We start from the raw sequence: 18,082 nt of genomic DNA, 5'->3' as shown, positions 1-18,082 counted from the left end.
CGCTAGGATGCAGCAGGACTGGCGTTCAGGCGTTCTGCAGTTATCCTTACGGTCAGGCCTTATGCGAGGTAGAGTACGATGAGTTACGACGTCTTTCTGGTGTCTGCTGTAGCAGACCGGGACATTGCCAAGCTGGTGGTGCGCCGTTTGCGGTCGCTGAAGTTCCGCGTGGCGTTCAATCAGGCCCAGGTGGACGAGACTTTTGACCCCAAGGACGCCCGGGATGCGACCAATTCGCAGTCTGTGCTGGTGCTGTGGTCTGAGAATGCCGTGAAAAGCGACTGGGTGAGGGCAGCCGCCTCGGTGGGCAATTCCCGTCCCGGCACACTTATTCAGGCAGCTATCGACAAGACGATCCCCTATGAGCCGTTCCGGCAGGAGAAGCGTTACGCCATCGAGGGCATGACCTCCCGCAAGACGCCTGAGGGGTTTTTCCAGTTAATTGAAGAACTTGGCCGCCGGAATGGACGCACCGATCTGCGCCAGTGGCTTAACTTCGGCGCCAAGGATGATGACAAGCGCGCGGACTGGATTGCGGCCCACCCGGCTGATCCGATTGCCGAAGACGCGCGCAAGAAGCGGGAGAAGGATCTGGGCATCAAGCCCGCCCCGGCGCGCGACGCCATTGGCGCCGCCGCCCTGGCGGCGGCCTCGCTGAAGACCAATGGCACCAAGGCGCCTGTCATGCCGGTTGTGACCGCGCCGGTGGCTGGCGCGCTGCCCAATCCGCTGACCGAACTGGGCGCTGGCTGGGGGGCTGTGGCGGCGGTCTCTGCAGCGATTGCGGGGATGCTGGTGATGGCCTGGGTATTCCGCTCGGAAAGCTCCCCGGAGATGGCAGCGGCCTCTCATGCGATTGCCAATTCCCGCATGGCGACGGTGACGTGCCCGGCCGGGACGGTGCCGCAGTCATTGCTCTCGGTGCTGGAAACCGGGCCGATCATTGATGACACGCAACCGCAGATCATTGACGACACAACCGTGCCAGAAGAGGGCACAGACACGCCCGAGTAAGGACGCGCCCGGACAGGGCGTGGACAAATCCGGACATTTTCGGACAATCCCGGACACAAAAAAGCCGCCCCGAGGGGCGGCTTTCTTTTGGCCTTGAGACGCAGAGCAGATCAGCTCAGAGCGCGCTCGATTTCGCGGGCGGCCGCCTCGAACTGGTCGACCGACTTTTCCTCGGCGAGGATGCGGCGGGCGGCAGCGGTGGCGGCGTCAGCGGCCGCGCGGCGAACTTCGCTGGCAGCGTCCGCTTCTGCGCGGGAGATACGCGCAGCGGCCTGAGCCTCGCGGCGGGAAATCTTCTCGGCGAGGTCACGGCGGGCCTCTTCGAGCATTTCCTTGGCGTCGCGCTTGGCCTGTTCGATGATGGCCTCGGCTTCCTTGTCTGCGTCCTGTGCGCGGCGTTCGGCCAGCGCCAAGGCTTCAGCAGCCTGCTCGCGAAGGCTGGCAGCCTGTTCGAGTTCCATGCGGATGGCGGCAGCGCGGCCATCGAGGCCGCCCAGGACGGCCTTGAACGCCCCCATGCGGGCGGCGATCAGCAGGAAGACGACCATGCAGAGGAAGGCAACGAAGGTTACCGGATCCTTTGCGGCATATGCCAGGCCGCCGACGAAACCACCTTCGGCAGCGTGCGCAAGCGGCGCAGCGGCGAGGGCAGCGATCAGGAAAGAAGCTGTCTTCTTCATCATGCCTGTTCCAGAGCCGCCGAGACGGCTTTCTTGAGGTCTGCCGGGGAAGCCTTGACGCCAAGACGTGTGATCATGGCGTCTGCAGTGTCCACGGCAATCTGCTCGACATTCGTCATGGCATCGGCGCGCAGCTTGGAGATGCGGGCGTCAGCGGCTTCGAGCTTCTTGGCGAGGTCGGCATCGACCCGTGCGGTTTCCGAAGCAAGTTCTGCCTCGGTCTTCTCACGGGCCTTTTCAGCCGTTTCGCGTGCCTTGGCGCGGGCCTGCGCCAGGCGCAGTTCCAGAGCCTTCTGGGCTTCAACGGCCTGATTGTTCAGGCGCGCTGCTTCGTCGAGATCGGAAGCGACGCGATTGGCGCGCTTCTCGATCGTGTCCGACATCTTCGGCAGGATGAACCGGGACAGGGCGAGATAAAGCGCCGTGAACAGCACCGCCAGCCAGAACAGCTGGGACGGCATGTGCCAGGTTTCGAAGGGCGGGAAGGCCGCCGCTTCGCCGCCGTGGCCGGCAGTCTCAGCAAGGAAAGCGATCATCATGGCAATATCTCCGTCGCGGTCAGAACCAGCCGAATCCGGCGGATGATTAGGCGACGAACAGGATCAGGATGGCGATCAGCACCGAGAAGATACCCAGAGCTTCTGCGAGCGCCATACCGATGAAGAGGTTACCGGTCTGTTGCGGAGCAGCCGACGGGTTGCGCATGGCGGCGTCCAGGAAACTGGCGAAGATGTTGCCCACGCCGAGTGCCGAACCGATCATGCCGAGCGTAGCAAGGCCAGCGCCGACATACTTCAGGCCGTCTGTGATGTTACCTTCCATCAGGTATCTCCTTTGAGGGAAAAGGGGTTAGGGGTATTTTGACGCCCGTGAAGCGTGTTCGCTGAGCGCCGTCAAGCAGTTTGATGCGGGGTATCGTGACGCACTCCCGCGGGGCCTCCTAGTGGGCGTCCGCGTGAAGCGCGTCATTGAGATACACGCAGGTGAGAATGGCGAAGACATAGGCCTGAAGGCCGGCGACCAGGAACTCCAGCGCGTTGAGCGCAACGCCCATCGCAAAGGCCAGAGCGGCAATCGGAACATACACCGCGCCAGCGCCGATCAGGGCCACCACGAAGCCGGCGAACAGCTTCAGCATGATGTGGCCGGCCAGCATGTTTGCGAAGAGACGCAGGCCAAGGGTCAGCGGGCGCGCCAGGAAGGAGATGATCTCGATCGGCGTCAGGATGATGTAGATGTACCAGGGGGCGCCCGAGGGGGCGAACAGTTTGAAGAAGCCGAGGCCATTCTTCATCAGGCCGACCACGATCACCATCAGGATGACCGTCAGTGCGAGGGCGCCGGTGACGATGATGTGGCTGGTGGTGGTGAACGCATACGGCACCATGCCGATCATGTTCGCAAAGAAGATGAAGAAGAACAGCGTGAAAACGAAGGGGAAGAATTTCAGGCCTTCTTCACCGGCGGCGCTGCGCACCATGTCTGCGATGAAGCCATAGCCCATCTCCGCGACCGATTGCAGGCGCGAGGGCACGAGATCACCCTTACGGGAAGCCATGCCGAAGAAGGCAATGACCAGCACGACGCCGAGGAGCATGAAGCCCGAAGCGTTCGTGAACGAGATGTCGATATTCCCCAGGCGCAGATCGAGCCATTTGGTGACTTCGAACTGGTGGATCGGGTCAAGCGCGATGGCCGGCATCAGGTTCATGCGTCTTTCGTTCCGTCGTCGGGGGCCTTGTCCGGCCCCGGTGAAATCTTTTGAGCCCGAGCATTCAGCTCATGATAGGCCCGGATGACGGCGCGGATGCCGGCTGCGAGACCAAACATGCCCATCACCAGGAGACCCCAGGGGTGGGTGCCGGCGAACTTGTCGATCCAGAAGCCCAGAAAGCCACCGACAAAGACACTCGCGACAAATTCGATCCCGAAACGCAGCGCATACGCTCCGGCCGAGACGCTCACATCATCTGATGCCTGTTTCCGCCGTTTCGCAGCAGCCTTTGCCTCACGTTCTTCCAGCGCCTTTGCGATACGCTCGCTCAGATCATCTGGTTGCTCGCTCGACATGGGCCTTAGCGCTCCGTGTACGCGAATCCGCACCGATGGGGAGCCCCCCGGATTGCGGCGCAAACTATGGGCGCCCCCTTGGCAAGTCAACGGGGAATGGCAAAAGATATTGCTTTGTTTTTATTTGAAAAAATAGAGCGCGTGGTGCGCTACTCCGCCGCAACGAGTTCTTCGGCTGCAGCAAGGTCTACAGAGACGAGCTTCGAGACGCCTTTTTCCCGCATGGTTACGCCAAAAAGCCGGTCCATCCGGCTCATGGTGACGGGGTTGTGGGTAATGACCACGAAACGGGTGTCGGTGCGCTGGCGCATTTCGTTGAGCATGTTGCAGAAACGGTCGACGTTGGCGTCGTCCAGCGGGGCATCCACCTCGTCCAGCACGCAGATCGGGGCGGGGCGGGAGAGGAACACCGCGAAGATCAGCGCCGAGGCGGTCAGGGCCTGCTCGCCGCCGGACATGAGATTGAGCGTGCCAAGCTTCTTGCCGGGCGGCTGGGCAAAGATTTCGAGGCCGGCATTCAGCGGATCATCGGCATCGATCAGGCGCAGTTCGGCCTGGCCGCCGCCGAAGAGGGCGGTAAACAGGGCCTTGAAGTGCTCGTTGACCGTCTCGAATGCCTTCACCAGACGCTCGCGGCCTTCGGCATTGAGGGCTTCGACGCCCTGGCGAAGCTTGGCGATGGCGCCGGTGAGGTCTTCCTTCTCGGCGAGTTGGACACCGAGACGTGATTCGAGTTCCTCGGCTTCTTCCTCGGCATTCATGTTGACGCCGCCGAGTTGGTCCCGCTCGCGGCGGAGGGCGTCGAGGCGTGTTTCGGCCTCACGGGGTGTGAAGGCGCCCAGCGTGTCAGCGTCAAGATTGGCCTCCGCAATCGCCAGCAGGCCTTCGGGCGTGCGCTGGAAGGTGTTGCGGGCGACTTCAACAGCCTCGGCCAGGCGGATTTCGGCGTTTTCGAGCTTTACCTTCCAGCCGGCGAGTTCTTCGCGCGCCTGGGAGGCTGCGGCGGAGGCGCGGCGGGCGGCCGTGTCCGCTTCGCGGATGGCGGCTTCCTTGACGGCTAGAGCGTCGGCAGCGGCCTTGCGCGCATTCTCGAAGGTTTCAAGTTCTCGGGAGAGGCCGGCGATCTCTTCGGTGAGGGCAGCGGGGCGTTCCCGCGCACTGAGCGCGGCGGCGGCCACATCGGCGCGGCGCTCCGTAAGCCGGGCGAGGCGTTCGTCAGCCGAGACAAGACGTGTGGTCCAGCTGTCGAGATCGCGTTGCAAGGCGGCGCGGCGGGCAGCGGCCTGTTCGCGGCCACGGGTGAGGTCGGTCAGGCGGCCGCGCGATTCGGTTTCGGCGGCGCGGGCGGCGGTCAGCTCATTGCGGGCGGCGCTGAGGGCCACTTCCAGACTGGCTTCCTCACCAGCGGCCAGCGGGGTGGCGAAAGACATCGCTTCGGCAATTGCCGCGAGTTCGCTTTCAGCGCGGGCGAGGGCATCGTTGCCGGTATCGCGGCGCAGACTGGCGCGTTCGGCGGCCTGAACTTCCTCAGCAGCGAAGGCGCGGGCATCGCTGAGGGCTTTCTGGGCGGGGCCGACCAGCTGGCGCACATGGCGAAGGGTCTCCTCGGCCTGCTGGCGCGCCTTGCGGGCGGTCTCCAGCGCTTCGGTGCAGCGGGTCAGCTCTGCCTGCTGGGGCGCGAGGTCGGCGCGCGCCGCTTCGAGGCGGGCCTGCTGCTCCAGCCGGGCAGCGGCGCTGACGGGGGCCTGGGGCGTGCGGGTGAAGCCGTCCCAACGCCAGAGATGGCCCTCGCGGGAGACAAGGCGCTGGCCCGGCTGAAGCTCTGCCATCAGGCGGGCCCCATCGGCCGCGCTGACAAGGCCGCACTGGGCGAGGCGGGCGGCAAGTTCGCCGGGCGCGTCAACATAGGCGGAAAGCGCTTCGGCGCCCGCAGGCAGGCTGAGGGCAGCCACATTGGCGCCGCCCCAGTAAAGCGCGGCGGCCTTGTCCGTCGAGGCAGAAATGTCGTCACCGAGGGCAGCGGCGACCGCCTTCTCATAGCCATCGCGGGTGCGGATGCGCTCGACCACCGGCGGGGCACTGGTGGCGGCATCGGCGCGGCGCAGAAGCTTTTCGAGGCCGGCGATTTCCGCTTCGAGGGCGCGGACATTGTGGCTGGCCTGTTCCTGTGGGGGCTGGGCAGCGGCCTCGGCGTCACGGGCGCGGAGGATCTCGGCCTCGGCGAGTTCCACGGTGCGTTCGGCATCATTCAGCGCGGCTTCGGCTTCGGCCTCGGCATTCTTGGCCTGGCGGACGCGCAGCACGTGGATCGCGGCATCCTCAAGACCGGTCATCTCGTTCTTCAGGCGCTCGACTTCGGCGGTGAGCTGAGTTTTGCGGCGGGCCTGCTGGGCGGCAGTTTCCTCGGCGGCGCGGCGGCGGGCGCGCACTTCGGAGAGTCGGGCCTGGGCTTCATCGGCAGATGATTCGGCAGCCGACAGCCGGGCGCGGGCGGCGGCGAGGGCCTGCTGGGCTTCTACTTCCAGCGCCTGATTGGCAGCGTCATCTTCCACCGGGAGGGCGGAAAGCTCGCTGCGGGCATGGGCAAGGGCGGCATCCGCCTCGGCGCGGGCGGCGGTTTCGCGCTCAAGGTCTTCCGCGAGGCGGGCAGCTTCGGCGTCGAGGCGCTGCTCGGCTTCGGCGGCGATGCGGTGTTCAGTTTCCAGTTTTGCGAGCGTGATGCGGGTCTGCGAGAGGCGCCCGGCGGCGGCCATCTCCGCTTCCCGCAGCGGGCCGACGCCTTCTCCGGCCTCTATGCGGGCGCGCTCACACAAGGCATCCTCACGGGAGAGGTCCTCGACCTGGCGCTTGCAGACTTCGAGCTGGGCCCGGCCGGTTTCGGCGGTCTGGCGTGCATCGGCCCAGCGCAGATGGGCGAGCAGCGCTTCGAGGCCGTGGATTTCTTCCGACAGGCGGCGATAGCGGCGGGCCTTGCCGGCCTGGCGCTTGAGGCTGGTAAGCTGGCGCTCCACCTCGGCGGAGACTTCGGCGAGGCGCTGGAGGTTGGCCTCCGCCGCGTCCAGCTTCAGTTCGGCTTCATGCCGGCGGGTGTTGAGACCGGCGATGCCGGCGGCTTCCTCAAGGATGCGGCGGCGGTTCTGGGGTTTCGATCCGATCAGCTCGGAGATCTGGCCCTGACGGACAAGAGCAGGAGAGTTGGCCCCGGTTGAGGCGTCCGCGAAGAGGAGCTGGATGTCCTTGCCGCGTACGGTGCGGCCATTGATGCGGTAGCTGGACCCGGCGCCGCGTTTCAGCTTGCGCTCGATCTCCAAGAGGTCTGCGCCGTTGAATTCGGGCGGTGCGGTGCGTCTGGAATTATCCAGGACAAGGATGACTTCGGCGGTCTCACGCGCCGGGCGCGTGGACGAGCCGGAGAAGATGAGATCGTCCATCTCGCCGCCGCGCATGGCCTTGGCGGAGTTGGCTCCCATGGCCCAGCGCAGCGCTTCGAGCAGGTTGGACTTGCCGCAGCCATTGGGGCCGACAATCCCTGTCAGCCCTGGCTCGATCGGGACAGTCTGCGGGTCGACGAACGACTTGAAGCCGGCGATGCGGAGTTCAGTTATCTGCATGCCAGACCCTCATGGCTATTGCGCGCCTTTAGCGGCGAGCTTTGCCTCGATCTGCTTCACGAAGCCTTCAGCCGTCGTGTATTCGCCCTGGAAATTCTGTTTCACGCCATCAATGATGAAGGTTGGCGTGCCCTCGACACCCCACTTTTCAGACGTGGCGTAGACATCTGCGAGCTGTTTGCGGATGTCGCTGTTGGAGAGGCAGGCGTCGAACGCGGCCTTGTCGGCGATGCCGTGGCGCTGGCCGATGGCGCTGAGCGTGGTTTTCACAACGCCGTTCTGGGCCGCGTAGCGCACGCCATCCTGATTTGCGAAGAGATCGTCGAGCACGTCGAAGAATTTGTCCTCACCGGCGCAGCGGGCCATGGCATAGGCGGCGACGTCGATCTCGTTCAGCGGATATTCGCGGAACACGAATTTCACCTTGCCGGTGGAGATGAACTTCTCCTCGAGCGCCGGCTTCACATTGTCATGGAAGTATTTGCAGGCCGGGCAGGTGGGTGAGGCGTATTCGATGATCGTGATCGGGGCGTCCACATTGCCCTTCACATGGCCGAGTTCGCCATCTGCATTGACGGCGCTGCCAGCGTTTTCAGCGGAGGATGTGCCCCCGCCCGCCGCGCCACAGGCAACAAGTGCCAGGGCGGAGAACGCCACTGCTGCGAAACGCCGGGTATTGGTGAGCATGATCATAAGCCTCGCGTTAAGGGATGGGGCGCGCCGGTTTCAAAAGGGTTAACCAACCGGGGCGATCCTGTTTACTCTGTGGCGGATAGCACAGCCTCGCCCAGCGCAACAATTGCCGCGCGCAGACGCGGATTGTCGATAGGGTCTGCATGGGCGGCGACTTCGGCCTTCTCGGCCGGGGTAAGCGCGCGCGAACGGCGCCGGAATTCACTTGGGCCGGTGCGGCGGACCTGGCCCTGGATAATGCGGATGGAGGTGATGTCTCCGCCTGCGGCCACGGAGACGCGCTGGCGGATGATTTCCGACTGATGCTGGATCATAGGGGCCGCCTGGGGCACCACCATCAGCGTCAGGACGCGGCCCTCCTTCGACGCAGTGATCTTCTCCGGCTGGCACCAGCGCCAGATCTGCTCACCCACGATCTGGCGCCAGTTGAGCTGGATCTGCTTCAGGGGCGGCAGTTTCGCCGTGCCCGCCTTGCGGCCCACGCGCTCTGCCATCAGCCCCAGCGGCTTCATCGGCGCACGCACGGGCCGGGCCCGCGAATAACGCAGCTTCACCTGCGCGCGCGCTTCTGCAATGGGATCAAGGCTCGTAAACTGGACCATGAGCGGCACATTGCCCGGCTTCGGGTGTGAGGGGAAGTTACACAGGTGACCCGGCGATCAGATTTCCGTGAACTGCCTGCCCGGCTGCTCGCCTGGTTTGACCGGCATGCGCGCGTGCTGCCCTGGCGGGCACCGATTGGCGTGGCGCGCGACCCCTACCGCGTGTGGCTCGCCGAGATCATGCTGCAGCAGACAACCGTGCCCCATGCCGCGCCCTATTTCGAGGCGTTCACGCAGCGCTGGCCCCAGGTGGAGGATTTGGCGGCGGCGCCCGACGAGGAGGTGATGCGGGCGTGGGCGGGGCTTGGCTATTATGCGCGGGCGCGCAACCTGCTGAAATGCGCGCGGGAAGTGGCCGCGCGGGGCGGGTTTCCGGAAACATCCGCCGGTTTGCGCGAGCTGCCGGGGATTGGCCCCTATACCGCTGGCGCCATCGCGGCGATTGCCTTTGGCGAGCGTTCTGCCGCCGTGGACGGCAATGTGGACCGGGTGTTTGCCCGGCTGATGGCGCTGAAGGGGGCGTGGGCCGAAGAGAAGAAACGCCTGGCGGCAGAAGTGGCGCGGCTGGTGCCCCAGGAGCGGCCCGGAGATTTTGCCGAGGCGATGATGGACCTTGGCGCGACGATCTGTACGCCGGCGGCGCCCAACTGCATGATCTGCCCCCTGACGGATATGTGTGCGGCACGCGCGGAAGGGGCGCCGGAGCGCTATCCCGTGAAGCCTGCCAAGGTGGCCAAGCCTGTGCGTTATGGTCATGCCTGGGTGTATCGCAGGCGCGGCAAGGTGTGGCTGGTGCGCCGCCCGCCGGAGGGCTTGCTGGGCGGGATGCTGGCTTTGCCCTCTGCGGCCTGGCAGGAGGGGCCGCCGCCTGCGGCAGAGCCGCCTTCGGATGCAGACTGGCAGGCGCTGGGCGAAGTGCGCCATGTGTTCACGCATTTTACCCTGCGTCTCAGCGTTTGGCAGGCGGAGACGGCGCGCAATCCGGCGGGCGAGGGGATGTGGGCCGATCCGGAGGCGGAAGCCGGCCTGCCGACCGTATTTGCCAAGGCGCTGGCGCTGGCAACGGGCGGAAAATCTAAGCGCCGGTAAAAGCTGCGATCTGGACGAAGCCTGCGATGTTGATTGCAACGCTCATCCAGAACAATGTGCGGAAGGACAGTTTTTTCGTCTTATGACGGAACAGTTCCTGGGCGATGATGGCGCCGGGCCACCCGCCGGCGAGCCCGAGCATCAGCAGGATCGTTTCCGAGATGCGCCACTCATTGTGTTCGGCTGCCCGTTTGTCCAGGGCATAGCCGATGAAGGTGACCACGCTGGCAATTCCGTAAACGGCAAGCCAGAGCGGGGATATCTGCGTACTGAGGGCGACAGCCGTGGCAATAAAAAGAAATGCCGGAATGACCATCAGGCGCGGGGCACGTCCAGCTATCTTTTTCCAGAGGGGAACCTTCGGCGGGGCGGGGCGCACCGGGCGAATGTCGCTGGCCCGCACGCGGCCCTTCTCGTCCGCTGTTGCAGTATAGATATAGAGGTGGCCCTCTTCGATGTGACGATCATCTTTCGCAAAAGCATGAATATGCGCGAAGGCGTCAGGGCCACCCGCTACAGGGATGAGGAATCCGAATCCGCGGTCTCCGTTCCAGCGAACAAGCCGGCCCTCCACGCGGATGGGCTGGCTGTTTCCGGAAGGAGGCTCCGCAGGCTTGGTCACGCATCCTGATCCTTGTTGACCGACGCGGCGAGCGCGGCAGACAGGAAGCGGTCAATATCCCCATCGAGAACGCCGGACGTATCGGAGGTCTCAACTTCGGTGCGCAGGTCTTTGACCATCTGGTAGGGCTGAAGCACATAGGAGCGAATCTGGTGGCCAAAGCCGATCGCGCTCTTGTCGGCATACTGAGCATCAGCCACGGCTTTGCGTTTCTGCAGTTCCAGTTCGTAGAGCTTCGAGCGCAGCATCCGCCAGGCTTCATCGCGGTTCTGGTGCTGGGAGCGGCCGCTCTGGCACTGAACCACGGTGTTGGTGGGGATGTGCGTCAGGCGGACGGCGGAGTCGGTCCGGTTGACGTGCTGGCCGCCGGCGCCAGAGGCGCGGTATGTATCTGTACGGACGTCTGACGGGTTGATCTCGACATCGATCTTGTCGTCGATAACGGGCGAAACCGCGACTGAGGAGAAGGAGGTGTGCCGGCGGGCCGAGGAATCGAAGGGCGAAATGCGCACCAGACGGTGGACGCCCTGTTCGGATTTCAGCCAGCCATAGGCATTCTCGCCCTTGATCTGGAGGGTTGCGGACTTGATGCCCGCTTCCTCGCCTTCGCGCTCGTCCAGCAGCTCCACCGAATAGCCGCGCTTCTCGGCCCAGCGGACGTACATGCGGCGCAGGATGGAGGCCCAGTCCTGGCTTTCCGTGCCCCCTTCGCCCGCATTGATCTGCAGGTAACAGTCGTTGCCGTCGGCTTCTCCCGAGAGGAGGGCGGCGAGTTCTGCTTCGGCGGCGCGCTCTGCAGAGCGGCGCAGGGTGGATTCAAGATCGGCCAGCATTCCGGCATCGCCCTCGGCGAGTTCCATCAGCTCGGGCGCGTCGGCGATGTCTTTTTCCAGCGTCTGGACCAGGGCGATGCCGTCAGCGAGCTTCTGGCGCTCGCGCATCATGGCCTGGGCTTCCTGCGGATCGTCCCAGAAGTCAGGGCGCTCGGAAAGGGCGGTCAGCTCATCAAGGCGTTTGGTGGCTGTATCCCAGTCAAAGACGCCTCCGTAGCAAGGTGGAAGACTGGCGGATCTGATCGATCAGCGAACGAATTTCTGCGGACATGATAAACCTCGTGTAACCTTTAGTAGAAAGAAGCAGGCGTCTGCAGACCCTATAACCGGGCTGCCGCATGGGGTCAAAGCTGCGATTTTTACGTCAGAAGACGTCGCCCAGATCTGCGTCGGCCGTGTCGTCCTCGAGGGGAGAGACAGGGTCTCGCGATGGGCCGCAGGAGCCGGAGATCGACAGGCAATCGTCGGCGCCGTTGAAGGCGGTCAGGCCAGGCTCGGTGCCGGGGCGGAAGGCTTCATCGATGACCACTGCCGTACCGGGCGTTGCCAGGGCGCCGGTACGCGCATCGATCTTCACGAGGCGGACGCCGGGCGGGATACGGAACGGCGTAGGCGGTTCCTTCTCCAGCGCTTTTTCCATGAACTCGGTGAAGATCGGCACGGCGACCGAGCCACCGGCTTCACCCTCACCGAGCGAGCGGTTGTCGTCGAAACCGATGCGGATACCGACAACGAGATCCGGCGAGAAGCCGACGAAGATGGCGTCCCGGTAGTCATCCGTGGTGCCCGTCTTGCCGGCGAGCGGCTTGCCAACGCGAAGGGCCCGGCGGGCGGTGCCGCGCTCAACCACGCCTTCGAGCATATGGGTGACCTGGTAGGCCACGATGGGATCGAGCACCTGCTGGCGCGTGTCGGGCAGGGCAGGCGGCTCGGCGCCATTCCAGTCGTCCACATTGCACCCTTCGCAGGCGCGTGTGTCATGCTTGTAGAGGGTGCGGCCATAGCGGTCCTGCACACGATCCAGCAGAGTTGGCGTGACGAGGCGCCCGCCATTGACGAAGGCAGCATAGCCCCGCGTCAGGTCGATCATCGTCGTATCGCCTGCGCCCAGCGACATGGCGGCATAGGGCGGCAGTTTCTGGTAGACGCCGAGGCGTTCGGAAAGGTCGGACACGGCGGGCATGCCGATATCCTGCGCAACGCGGGCGGTGACCATGTTGAGCGACTTCTCGAGCGCCACACGCATCGTCACCATGCCGGAGGACTGGCCGGCCGTGTAGTTTTTCGGGGTCCAGTATTTTTGGGTCGATACGTCGAACGAGACGAAAGGCGCGTCCAGCATACGGCTGGCGGGGGTGTAGCCTTTCTCCAGCGCAGCGGCATAGACGAAGGGCTTGAAGCTGGAGCCCGGCTGGCGCTTTGCCTGGGTGACGCGGTTGAAGCTGGATTTGAAGAAGGAATAGCCTCCCTGCATTGCCAGGATGCGGCCCGTATGCGGGTCGAGCGCGACCAGGGAGCCGTCAACTTCGGGCACCTGGCGTAGCGTGGCATTGCCGACGGGCACCATGACAGGCTGGGGCGGCGCTGCTTCTTCGGAGGCTTCGCCGCCTTCCCCTTCTGCAGCTTCTTCGGCCACAGCCGTTGCGCCGTCCTTGGACGCCTCGCGTTTGAATTCCGCGAGGATGACGTAGCCTGCCTGAAGGCCGGGTTTGCCCTCTGCCGGCTTGTAGGTGGCGGCCCATTTCACTTCTTCGGCGGGCAGCTTGATCTTGGCCCCGTCGGTCAGCAGCAGTTCGGCGCCATTGGCCGAAACAGAGGTCACCAGCGCGGCTTCCCAGGCGCCATAGCCGCCGGGCAGTTCGACTTCCTTGAGCGCCGCAGCGGCGTTTTCATCAACGGGAAGGGTGGCCAGCGGCCCGCGCCAGCCATGGCGGCGGTCATAGGCGACAAGACCGTTCTGCAGAGCCTGCTGGCCGGCGAGCTGCAGGCGGGTATCGATCGTGGAACGGATCGAGAGACCGCCTTGCTCCAGCGTGTCCTCGCCATAGGTCTTGATCAGTTCACGGCGCAGTTCCTGCACGAAATAGGTGGCGGCGGCATATTCCGGCCCGCGCAGGCGGCGCGTGGTGGTCAGCGGACGCTCGCGTGCTGCGGTGGCCTCTTCCCGTGTGATGTAGCCATCTTCGACCATGCGGCCGAGCACATAGTTGCGGCGCTCCAGCAGGCGGTCAGGGTTGGTGTAGGGGTTCACAGCCGACGGCGCCTTGGCCAGCGAGGCCAGAATCGCGGCTTCCGACAGGTCCAGCTCAGGCAGGGATTTGTTGAAATAGTTCAGTGCGGCAGAGGCGACGCCGTAGGATTGGCCGCCCAGATAGATTTCGTTGAGATAGAGTTCGAGGATCTGCGCCTTCGTGAACTCTTTCTCCATGCGCTGGGCAACGATGGCTTCCTTGGCCTTGCGCTCGATATTCTGGTCGCGCGTCAACAGCATGTTCTTGGCGACCTGCTGGGTGATGGTCGAGCCACCCTGCATCCCGCCCGAACCGCTGATCTTGTTCTTGGCTGTATTGATACCGCCCCGGGCGATGCCGGCATAATCGAGGCCATCATGGGTGAAGAAGTTCTTGTCTTCCGCGGCGACGAAAGCCTGGATCACATGCTCGGGAATCGACTCGTAGGGCACGAAGACGCGGTGCTGGCTGGCAAACTCCGCGATCAGGGCGCCATCGCCGCCATGAACACGCGAGGTGATCGGCGGCTCATACTGCTTCAGCTTGGCAATCGAGGGAACGTCCCGGCCCAGCGCGGCGAAGTAGACCCAGACCACAATGATGCCGATAACCCCCAGCACCAGGCCGAGAATGACCAGGCGGCGGAGCCATTTCCACAGGCCGGCATACTTGCCGGGTTCCCGGTAGGGATCAGGCTTCCGCGAGGGTTGGAAGGTCGGGGGGGCATCTGTCATCTGCAAACCTTGCGGCGAATCGTGGACCTGCGGCCACAGTCTACTCTACGTGCGAGCGAGGTCGCACGCATTTCCGGCTATACTAAGGCGCGCCGGTGGCGGGCAAAAGGGGCCGGTGTCAGATGTCGCGGCGGTTGATCTCGCCATCATCGATGCGGATCTCCGGCAGCGGCTTCTTCTTGGGAGCCGGTGTCGTCAGCCCATCGGCCAGCTTTTGGGCAATCGCATCCCGCTCAAGCTGCGGCGGATGATTGTCCAGCGCGGCCTGCCAGGCAGTACGGGCCTCATCCTGTTTGCCCTGATGCCAGTAGATGTCGCCCAGATGGTCTTCGATTTCCCAATGCCGGTGGGGTAGCAGGTCTTCCCGCGAGCCTTCGATCAGGCGCTGCGCCCGGTCGAGGTCGCCATACTGGTAAAGTGCCCAGCCAAACGAATCGGCGATGTAGGGATCGCTATCGGCCAGCAGCATGGCGCGGGCCAGAACCTTGTAGCCCTCATCCGTACGGTCTGTCCGTGTGACGAGGAAATAGCCGAGGGAATTCAGCGTGTAAGGATCATTCGGGCGGGCAAGCCGCTCGCTGCGCAGGATCACCAGCGCGTCATTGACGCGGCCTTCACGGCCAAGCAGGTCTGCCAGCGTCATCCGGCGCTCATGCGTATCGTCCAGCCGGCGCGCCTCTTCAGCGTGGCTGACGGCCTGCGGGATTTCCCCGAAATGATTGTAGAGCGAGCTCGCCAGCCCATTGGCCGCAGCCTGCTCGGCCGGATTGACCGCCAGCTGCATCAGCTCCGGGAGCAGCTTCATGGCTTTCTCGCGGTCGTTCAGCAGGGCGCTAAGCTGCAGCGCGCCATAGAGGGTCTGCAGCTTCTGATCGTCATTTGAAAGGCTCAGTGCCTTGGAAATCGCGGCGCGCGCTTCTGCCTCATGATCAGACATGATCAGGGCCTGGGCGGCTGAGATTTGCAGGGCAGGTGTCGTTTCAGGCGCGGCCAGCGCGACATGCGCGGCCCCGTCAAACAGGGCCTGCTCATAGAGGGCATCGACCACGCCGCTGCGGACAGCTTCATTGGAAGGGTCAATTACCAGAGTGACCAGATCAAAACCCGCCCGTTCAGTGTCCAGGCCGCCAAGGTCGCGGCCTGCCAGCGCGGCGGTGATGTAGCGCTGCTGCTGCAACGCGGTGGCAACATCCGAGAGGGACTGCGAAAAGCCGGTCGCGAAGGTAAGCGGCTGATTGTCGAGGTTCTTGCCGGTTTCCAGGCTTTCTATGGCGGCGGCATAGCTGGTGGCCTGTTCAGGCTGCGCGGCGGCAAGCTGTTCGTAGACGGCCTTGGCCTCGTCAATGCGCCCCAGCCGCTGCAATAGCAGCGCATGGCGCACGACCACCGTGCTGACATGCTGGAACACGATGCTGCGCGGATCGAATTCATGCTCGGGGGCTTCGATCCGGGACGGGGTGAGGGCCTCATAGACGGCGAGGGCTTCATCTGTGCGTCCGGCAGCTTCCAGCAGGGCGGCCAATGAAAGGTCTGCCGTAATGCCGGGCATGCTGCCGGCTACATCGCGATGGCGCTCGATGGCGGCGTCGCCATTGCCTTCCAGCGCGATCAGCCAGGCATCCAGCCAGAGATAAAAGCCCGGCAGGTCCGCCTCGGTTTCCGGATCGCCGGTGACGCCCAGATAGCTTCGGGCACCGGCAAAGTCGCCATCTGCGGCGCGGTCCAGCGCGAGATAGGCATTGGCGAAATTATCCACCTCCCGCTCGTTCTGGGGCATGGCCGCCAGCAGCGTCAGCAGGCCAGCGGTGTCGCCTGCGCCGATGGCATCTTCAGCGCTGGCATATACAGCGCCCGGGATGGCCGTTGCCTGCGCGGCAGGCGAAAGCCGGGTGGGCGCGCGTGCGTCCGCAGCGGCTTCCTCCTGCTGCGGGGCCGCCAGATGCGGAATGTTGGCGCAGGCGGCCGGGGAAAGGGCCAGCAGAACGGCAAGTATACCGGCCGGGACGCGGGAGGTTTCGAGCATGGGGATTCGCTCACTCCTGAATGGGAACGCTCAATCAAGCAGTCCCTTGGGGCAAGAGCAAGGCGGGCGCAACTCTAATGACGGTAAGGTGACTGCGCCGCCCTGAATGAGGGCGGCGCAGCGGAATTCTTCAGATCAGGTGTTGGGATAGGCGGGGCCGCCGCCACCTTCCGGAACCGTCCAGTTGATGTTCAGGTTGGGATCCTTGATGTCGCAGGTCTTGCAGTGGATGCAGTTCTGCGAGTTGATCTGGAAGCGCATCGTGCCGCCATCTTCCTTCACCCATTCATAAACCCCGGCCGGGCAGTAACGCGCCGAAGGGCCTGCATAAACGTCGTATTCGGACGATTTCTGCAGGGCGAGGTCAGCCACTTTCAGGTGAACCGGCTGATCTTCCTCGTGATAGGTGTTGGTGAAGGACACGTTGGTCAGCTTGTCGAAGCTGAGCACGCCGTCCGGACGCGGATACTCGATCGGCTTGAAGTTCTTCGCCGGTTTCAGCGAGGCCGCATCGGTCTTGCCGTGGCTGAGCGTGCCGAAGAAAGAGAAGCCGCCGAGCAGGGAGGTAACCCACATATCGAGGCCGCCGACCGGAATGCCAAGCGCAGTGCCGAGTTTCGACCAGAGCGGTTTCATGTTCCGCACGATCTTCAGTTCCTTGTAGACCGAGGAACCGGCATAGGCCTCTTCATAGTTTTCCAGGGTGTCGCCGGCGCGGCCTTCACGGATGGCTTCGAAGGCGGCTTCAGCGCCCATCATGCCGGTGAGGATGGCGTTGTGGCTGCCCTTGATGCGCGGCACGTTGACGAAGCCTGCGCCGCAACCGACCAGCGCCCCGCCCGGGAAGGCAAGTTTGGGAACCGACTGGAAACCGCCCTCGGTAATGGCGCGCGCGCCATAGGCCACGCGCTTGCCGCCCTTCAGGAAGTGGGCAACGGTTTCATGGTGCTTGAAGCGCTGGAATTCGTCATAGGGCGAAATGTAGGGGTTGGCGTAGTTCAGGTGGACCACGAAGCCGACCGTGATGAACGGCTCGCCATTGTCGCGGAAGTGGTAGAGGAAGCTGCCACCGCCGGTATTGTTGTCGAGCGGCCAGCCCATCGTGTGCTGGACATAGCCTTCCTTGAAATTCTCTTCCGGAACAGACCAGACCTCTTTGAGGCCGATGCCGTATTTCTGCGGGTCGCGGCCTTCATCCAGATTGAACTTCCGGATCAGCTGCTTGGTCAGCGAGCCGCGGGCCCCTTCGGCGAAGAGGACATATTTGCCGAGCAGTTCCATGCCGGGTTGGTAGTCGTCCTTCGGCTGGCCATCTGCGCCAATACCCATGACGCCAGCGACGATGCCTTTGACGGCGCCCTTGTCGTCAAACACGAGTTCGGAAGCGGCAAAGCCGGGGAACACTTCCACACCGAGCTTTTCGGCCTCTGCGCCGAGCCAGCGGGTGACGTTGGCCAGCGAACCGGTGAAGTTGCCGTGGTTCTTCATGAAGGGGGGCATCGGCAGCCAGGAAATGTCGGCGCTGCCGCTAGGGCCGAGGAAGATGAACTTGTCATCGGTCACTTCGGTTTTCAGCGGCCGGTCATCGCGGGTCCGCCAATCGGGAATCAGCTGGTCGAGGCCAACCGGGTCCATGACCACGCCGGACAGGATATGCGCGCCGATCTCGCCGCCTTTTTCGATGACGACCACGGAAAGGTCTTCACCGGCTTCATTTGCGAGCTGTTTGAACCGGATCGCAGCGGACAGGCCTGCCGGGCCGCCACCAACGATAACCAGGTCGAACTCCATCGACTCGCGCTCAGGGGTCTCCGCCATAAGCTGCTCCTTGTTTGCGCTTTGCGCTTTATATCTGTATCCGGGGTAGCACTTACAGCCTG

General features: G+C 64.0%; 15 protein-coding genes. 2 read left to right on the top strand and 13 right to left on the bottom strand.

Annotated features, from left to right (window positions below; all coding sequences use genetic code 11):
• The first annotated feature begins 78 nt into the window (after positions 1-78).
• On the top strand, positions 79-1,014 hold the full coding sequence (locus ACQKI2_RS07750; protein WP_427379116.1) for a hypothetical protein: 936 nt from the start codon (positions 79-81) through the stop codon (positions 1,012-1,014).
• A gap of 110 nt (positions 1,015-1,124) precedes the next feature.
• On the opposite strand, the gene ACQKI2_RS07745 is transcribed toward ACQKI2_RS07750, so the two are convergent.
• From ACQKI2_RS07745 to ACQKI2_RS07710, 8 genes are all read right to left on the bottom strand, one after another.
• Positions 1,125-1,697 carry a F0F1 ATP synthase subunit B gene (locus ACQKI2_RS07745; protein ID WP_427379115.1) on the bottom strand — a complete coding sequence of 191 codons (573 nt, stop codon included), beginning with the start codon at positions 1,695-1,697 and terminating at the stop codon, positions 1,125-1,127.
• The gene (locus ACQKI2_RS07740) at positions 1,694-2,233 is read right to left on the bottom strand and encodes a hypothetical protein (RefSeq protein ID WP_427379114.1); all 540 of its coding nucleotides are present in this window, start codon (positions 2,231-2,233) and stop codon (positions 1,694-1,696) included. The genes ACQKI2_RS07745 and ACQKI2_RS07740 overlap by 4 nt, the downstream gene beginning before the upstream one ends.
• A gap of 46 nt (positions 2,234-2,279) precedes the next feature.
• Positions 2,280-2,516 (bottom strand): F0F1 ATP synthase subunit C, encoded by a 237-nt coding sequence (locus tag ACQKI2_RS07735; protein ID WP_011646921.1) that lies wholly within the window; start codon positions 2,514-2,516, stop codon positions 2,280-2,282.
• A 118-nt stretch (positions 2,517-2,634) separates the two neighbouring features.
• Positions 2,635-3,396: a F0F1 ATP synthase subunit A gene (locus ACQKI2_RS07730; RefSeq protein ID WP_427379145.1), complete on the bottom strand. Its 762-nt coding sequence runs from the start codon at positions 3,394-3,396 to the stop codon at positions 2,635-2,637.
• Positions 3,397-3,401: 5 nt separating this feature from the next.
• Complete coding sequence (locus ACQKI2_RS07725) at positions 3,402-3,764, bottom strand: AtpZ/AtpI family protein (RefSeq protein ID WP_290916802.1); 363 nt, start codon at positions 3,762-3,764, stop codon at positions 3,402-3,404.
• Between the two features lie 149 nt (positions 3,765-3,913).
• Positions 3,914-7,375: a chromosome segregation protein SMC gene (gene smc, locus ACQKI2_RS07720; protein ID WP_427379113.1), complete on the bottom strand. Its 3,462-nt coding sequence runs from the start codon at positions 7,373-7,375 to the stop codon at positions 3,914-3,916.
• Between the two features lie 15 nt (positions 7,376-7,390).
• The gene (locus ACQKI2_RS07715) at positions 7,391-8,062 is read right to left on the bottom strand and encodes a thioredoxin domain-containing protein (protein WP_427379112.1); all 672 of its coding nucleotides are present in this window, start codon (positions 8,060-8,062) and stop codon (positions 7,391-7,393) included.
• Positions 8,063-8,133: 71 nt separating this feature from the next.
• On the bottom strand, positions 8,134-8,670 hold the full coding sequence (locus ACQKI2_RS07710; protein WP_427379111.1) for a DUF721 domain-containing protein: 537 nt from the start codon (positions 8,668-8,670) through the stop codon (positions 8,134-8,136).
• Between the two features lie 45 nt (positions 8,671-8,715).
• Here ACQKI2_RS07710 and mutY point away from each other — a divergent pair, with 45 nt between their 5' ends.
• Positions 8,716-9,759 (top strand): A/G-specific adenine glycosylase, encoded by a 1,044-nt coding sequence (mutY, locus tag ACQKI2_RS07705; protein WP_427379110.1) that lies wholly within the window; start codon positions 8,716-8,718, stop codon positions 9,757-9,759.
• Here mutY and ACQKI2_RS07700 read toward each other — a convergent pair.
• From ACQKI2_RS07700 to ACQKI2_RS07680, 5 genes are all read right to left on the bottom strand, one after another.
• Positions 9,746-10,381, bottom strand: coding sequence for a DUF1294 domain-containing protein (locus ACQKI2_RS07700; RefSeq protein WP_427379109.1), 636 nt, complete (start codon positions 10,379-10,381; stop codon positions 9,746-9,748). The genes mutY and ACQKI2_RS07700 overlap by 14 nt on opposite strands.
• A protein-coding gene (gene prfB, locus ACQKI2_RS07695; RefSeq protein ID WP_427379108.1) for a peptide chain release factor 2 occupies positions 10,378-11,485 on the bottom strand; the annotation gives its coding sequence in 2 pieces (ribosomal slippage) (positions 10,378-11,415 and positions 11,417-11,485; 1,107 coding nt in all). The genes ACQKI2_RS07700 and prfB overlap by 4 nt, the downstream gene beginning before the upstream one ends.
• 93 nt (positions 11,486-11,578) lie before the next feature.
• Positions 11,579-14,179, bottom strand: a complete 2,601-nt coding sequence (locus tag ACQKI2_RS07690; RefSeq protein ID WP_427379107.1) for a penicillin-binding protein 1A — start codon at positions 14,177-14,179, stop codon at positions 11,579-11,581.
• Between the two features lie 118 nt (positions 14,180-14,297).
• Entirely contained in the window at positions 14,298-16,202 is a 1,905-nt protein-coding gene (locus tag ACQKI2_RS07685; protein WP_427379106.1) for a tetratricopeptide repeat protein, read from the bottom strand.
• A 135-nt stretch (positions 16,203-16,337) separates the two neighbouring features.
• Complete coding sequence (locus ACQKI2_RS07680) at positions 16,338-18,020, bottom strand: electron transfer flavoprotein-ubiquinone oxidoreductase (protein ID WP_427379105.1); 1,683 nt, start codon at positions 18,018-18,020, stop codon at positions 16,338-16,340.
• Positions 18,021-18,082 lie beyond the last annotated feature (62 nt).

Origin of the sequence: Hyphomonas sp. NPDC076881 (assembly GCF_050269995.1) — a bacterium.
In the GTDB taxonomy this organism is placed as follows: domain Bacteria; phylum Pseudomonadota; class Alphaproteobacteria; order Caulobacterales; family Hyphomonadaceae; genus Hyphomonas.
This window is presented reverse-complemented; position numbering and strand designations above follow the sequence as displayed.

Excerpts from the sequence above, each read along its gene's own strand:
- ACQKI2_RS07750 (WP_427379116.1), top strand. The coding sequence starts at position 79 with ATGAGTTACGACGTCTTTCTGGTGTCTGCTGTAGCAGACCGGGACATT.
- ACQKI2_RS07745 (WP_427379115.1), bottom strand. The coding sequence starts at position 1,697 with ATGATGAAGAAGACAGCTTCTTTCCTGATCGCTGCCCTCGCCGCTGCG.
- ACQKI2_RS07740 (WP_427379114.1), bottom strand. The coding sequence starts at position 2,233 with ATGATGATCGCTTTCCTTGCTGAGACTGCCGGCCACGGCGGCGAAGCG.
- ACQKI2_RS07735 (WP_011646921.1), bottom strand. The coding sequence starts at position 2,516 with ATGGAAGGTAACATCACAGACGGCCTGAAGTATGTCGGCGCTGGCCTT.
- ACQKI2_RS07730 (WP_427379145.1), bottom strand. The coding sequence starts at position 3,396 with ATGCCGGCCATCGCGCTTGACCCGATCCACCAGTTCGAAGTCACCAAA.
- ACQKI2_RS07725 (WP_290916802.1), bottom strand. The coding sequence starts at position 3,764 with ATGTCGAGCGAGCAACCAGATGATCTGAGCGAGCGTATCGCAAAGGCG.
- smc (WP_427379113.1), bottom strand. The coding sequence starts at position 7,375 with ATGCAGATAACTGAACTCCGCATCGCCGGCTTCAAGTCGTTCGTCGAC.
- ACQKI2_RS07715 (WP_427379112.1), bottom strand. The coding sequence starts at position 8,062 with ATGCTCACCAATACCCGGCGTTTCGCAGCAGTGGCGTTCTCCGCCCTG.
- ACQKI2_RS07710 (WP_427379111.1), bottom strand. The coding sequence starts at position 8,670 with ATGGTCCAGTTTACGAGCCTTGATCCCATTGCAGAAGCGCGCGCGCAG.
- ACQKI2_RS07690 (WP_427379107.1), bottom strand. The coding sequence starts at position 14,179 with ATGACAGATGCCCCCCCGACCTTCCAACCCTCGCGGAAGCCTGATCCC.
- ACQKI2_RS07685 (WP_427379106.1), bottom strand. The coding sequence starts at position 16,202 with ATGCTCGAAACCTCCCGCGTCCCGGCCGGTATACTTGCCGTTCTGCTG.
- ACQKI2_RS07680 (WP_427379105.1), bottom strand. The coding sequence starts at position 18,020 with ATGGCGGAGACCCCTGAGCGCGAGTCGATGGAGTTCGACCTGGTTATC.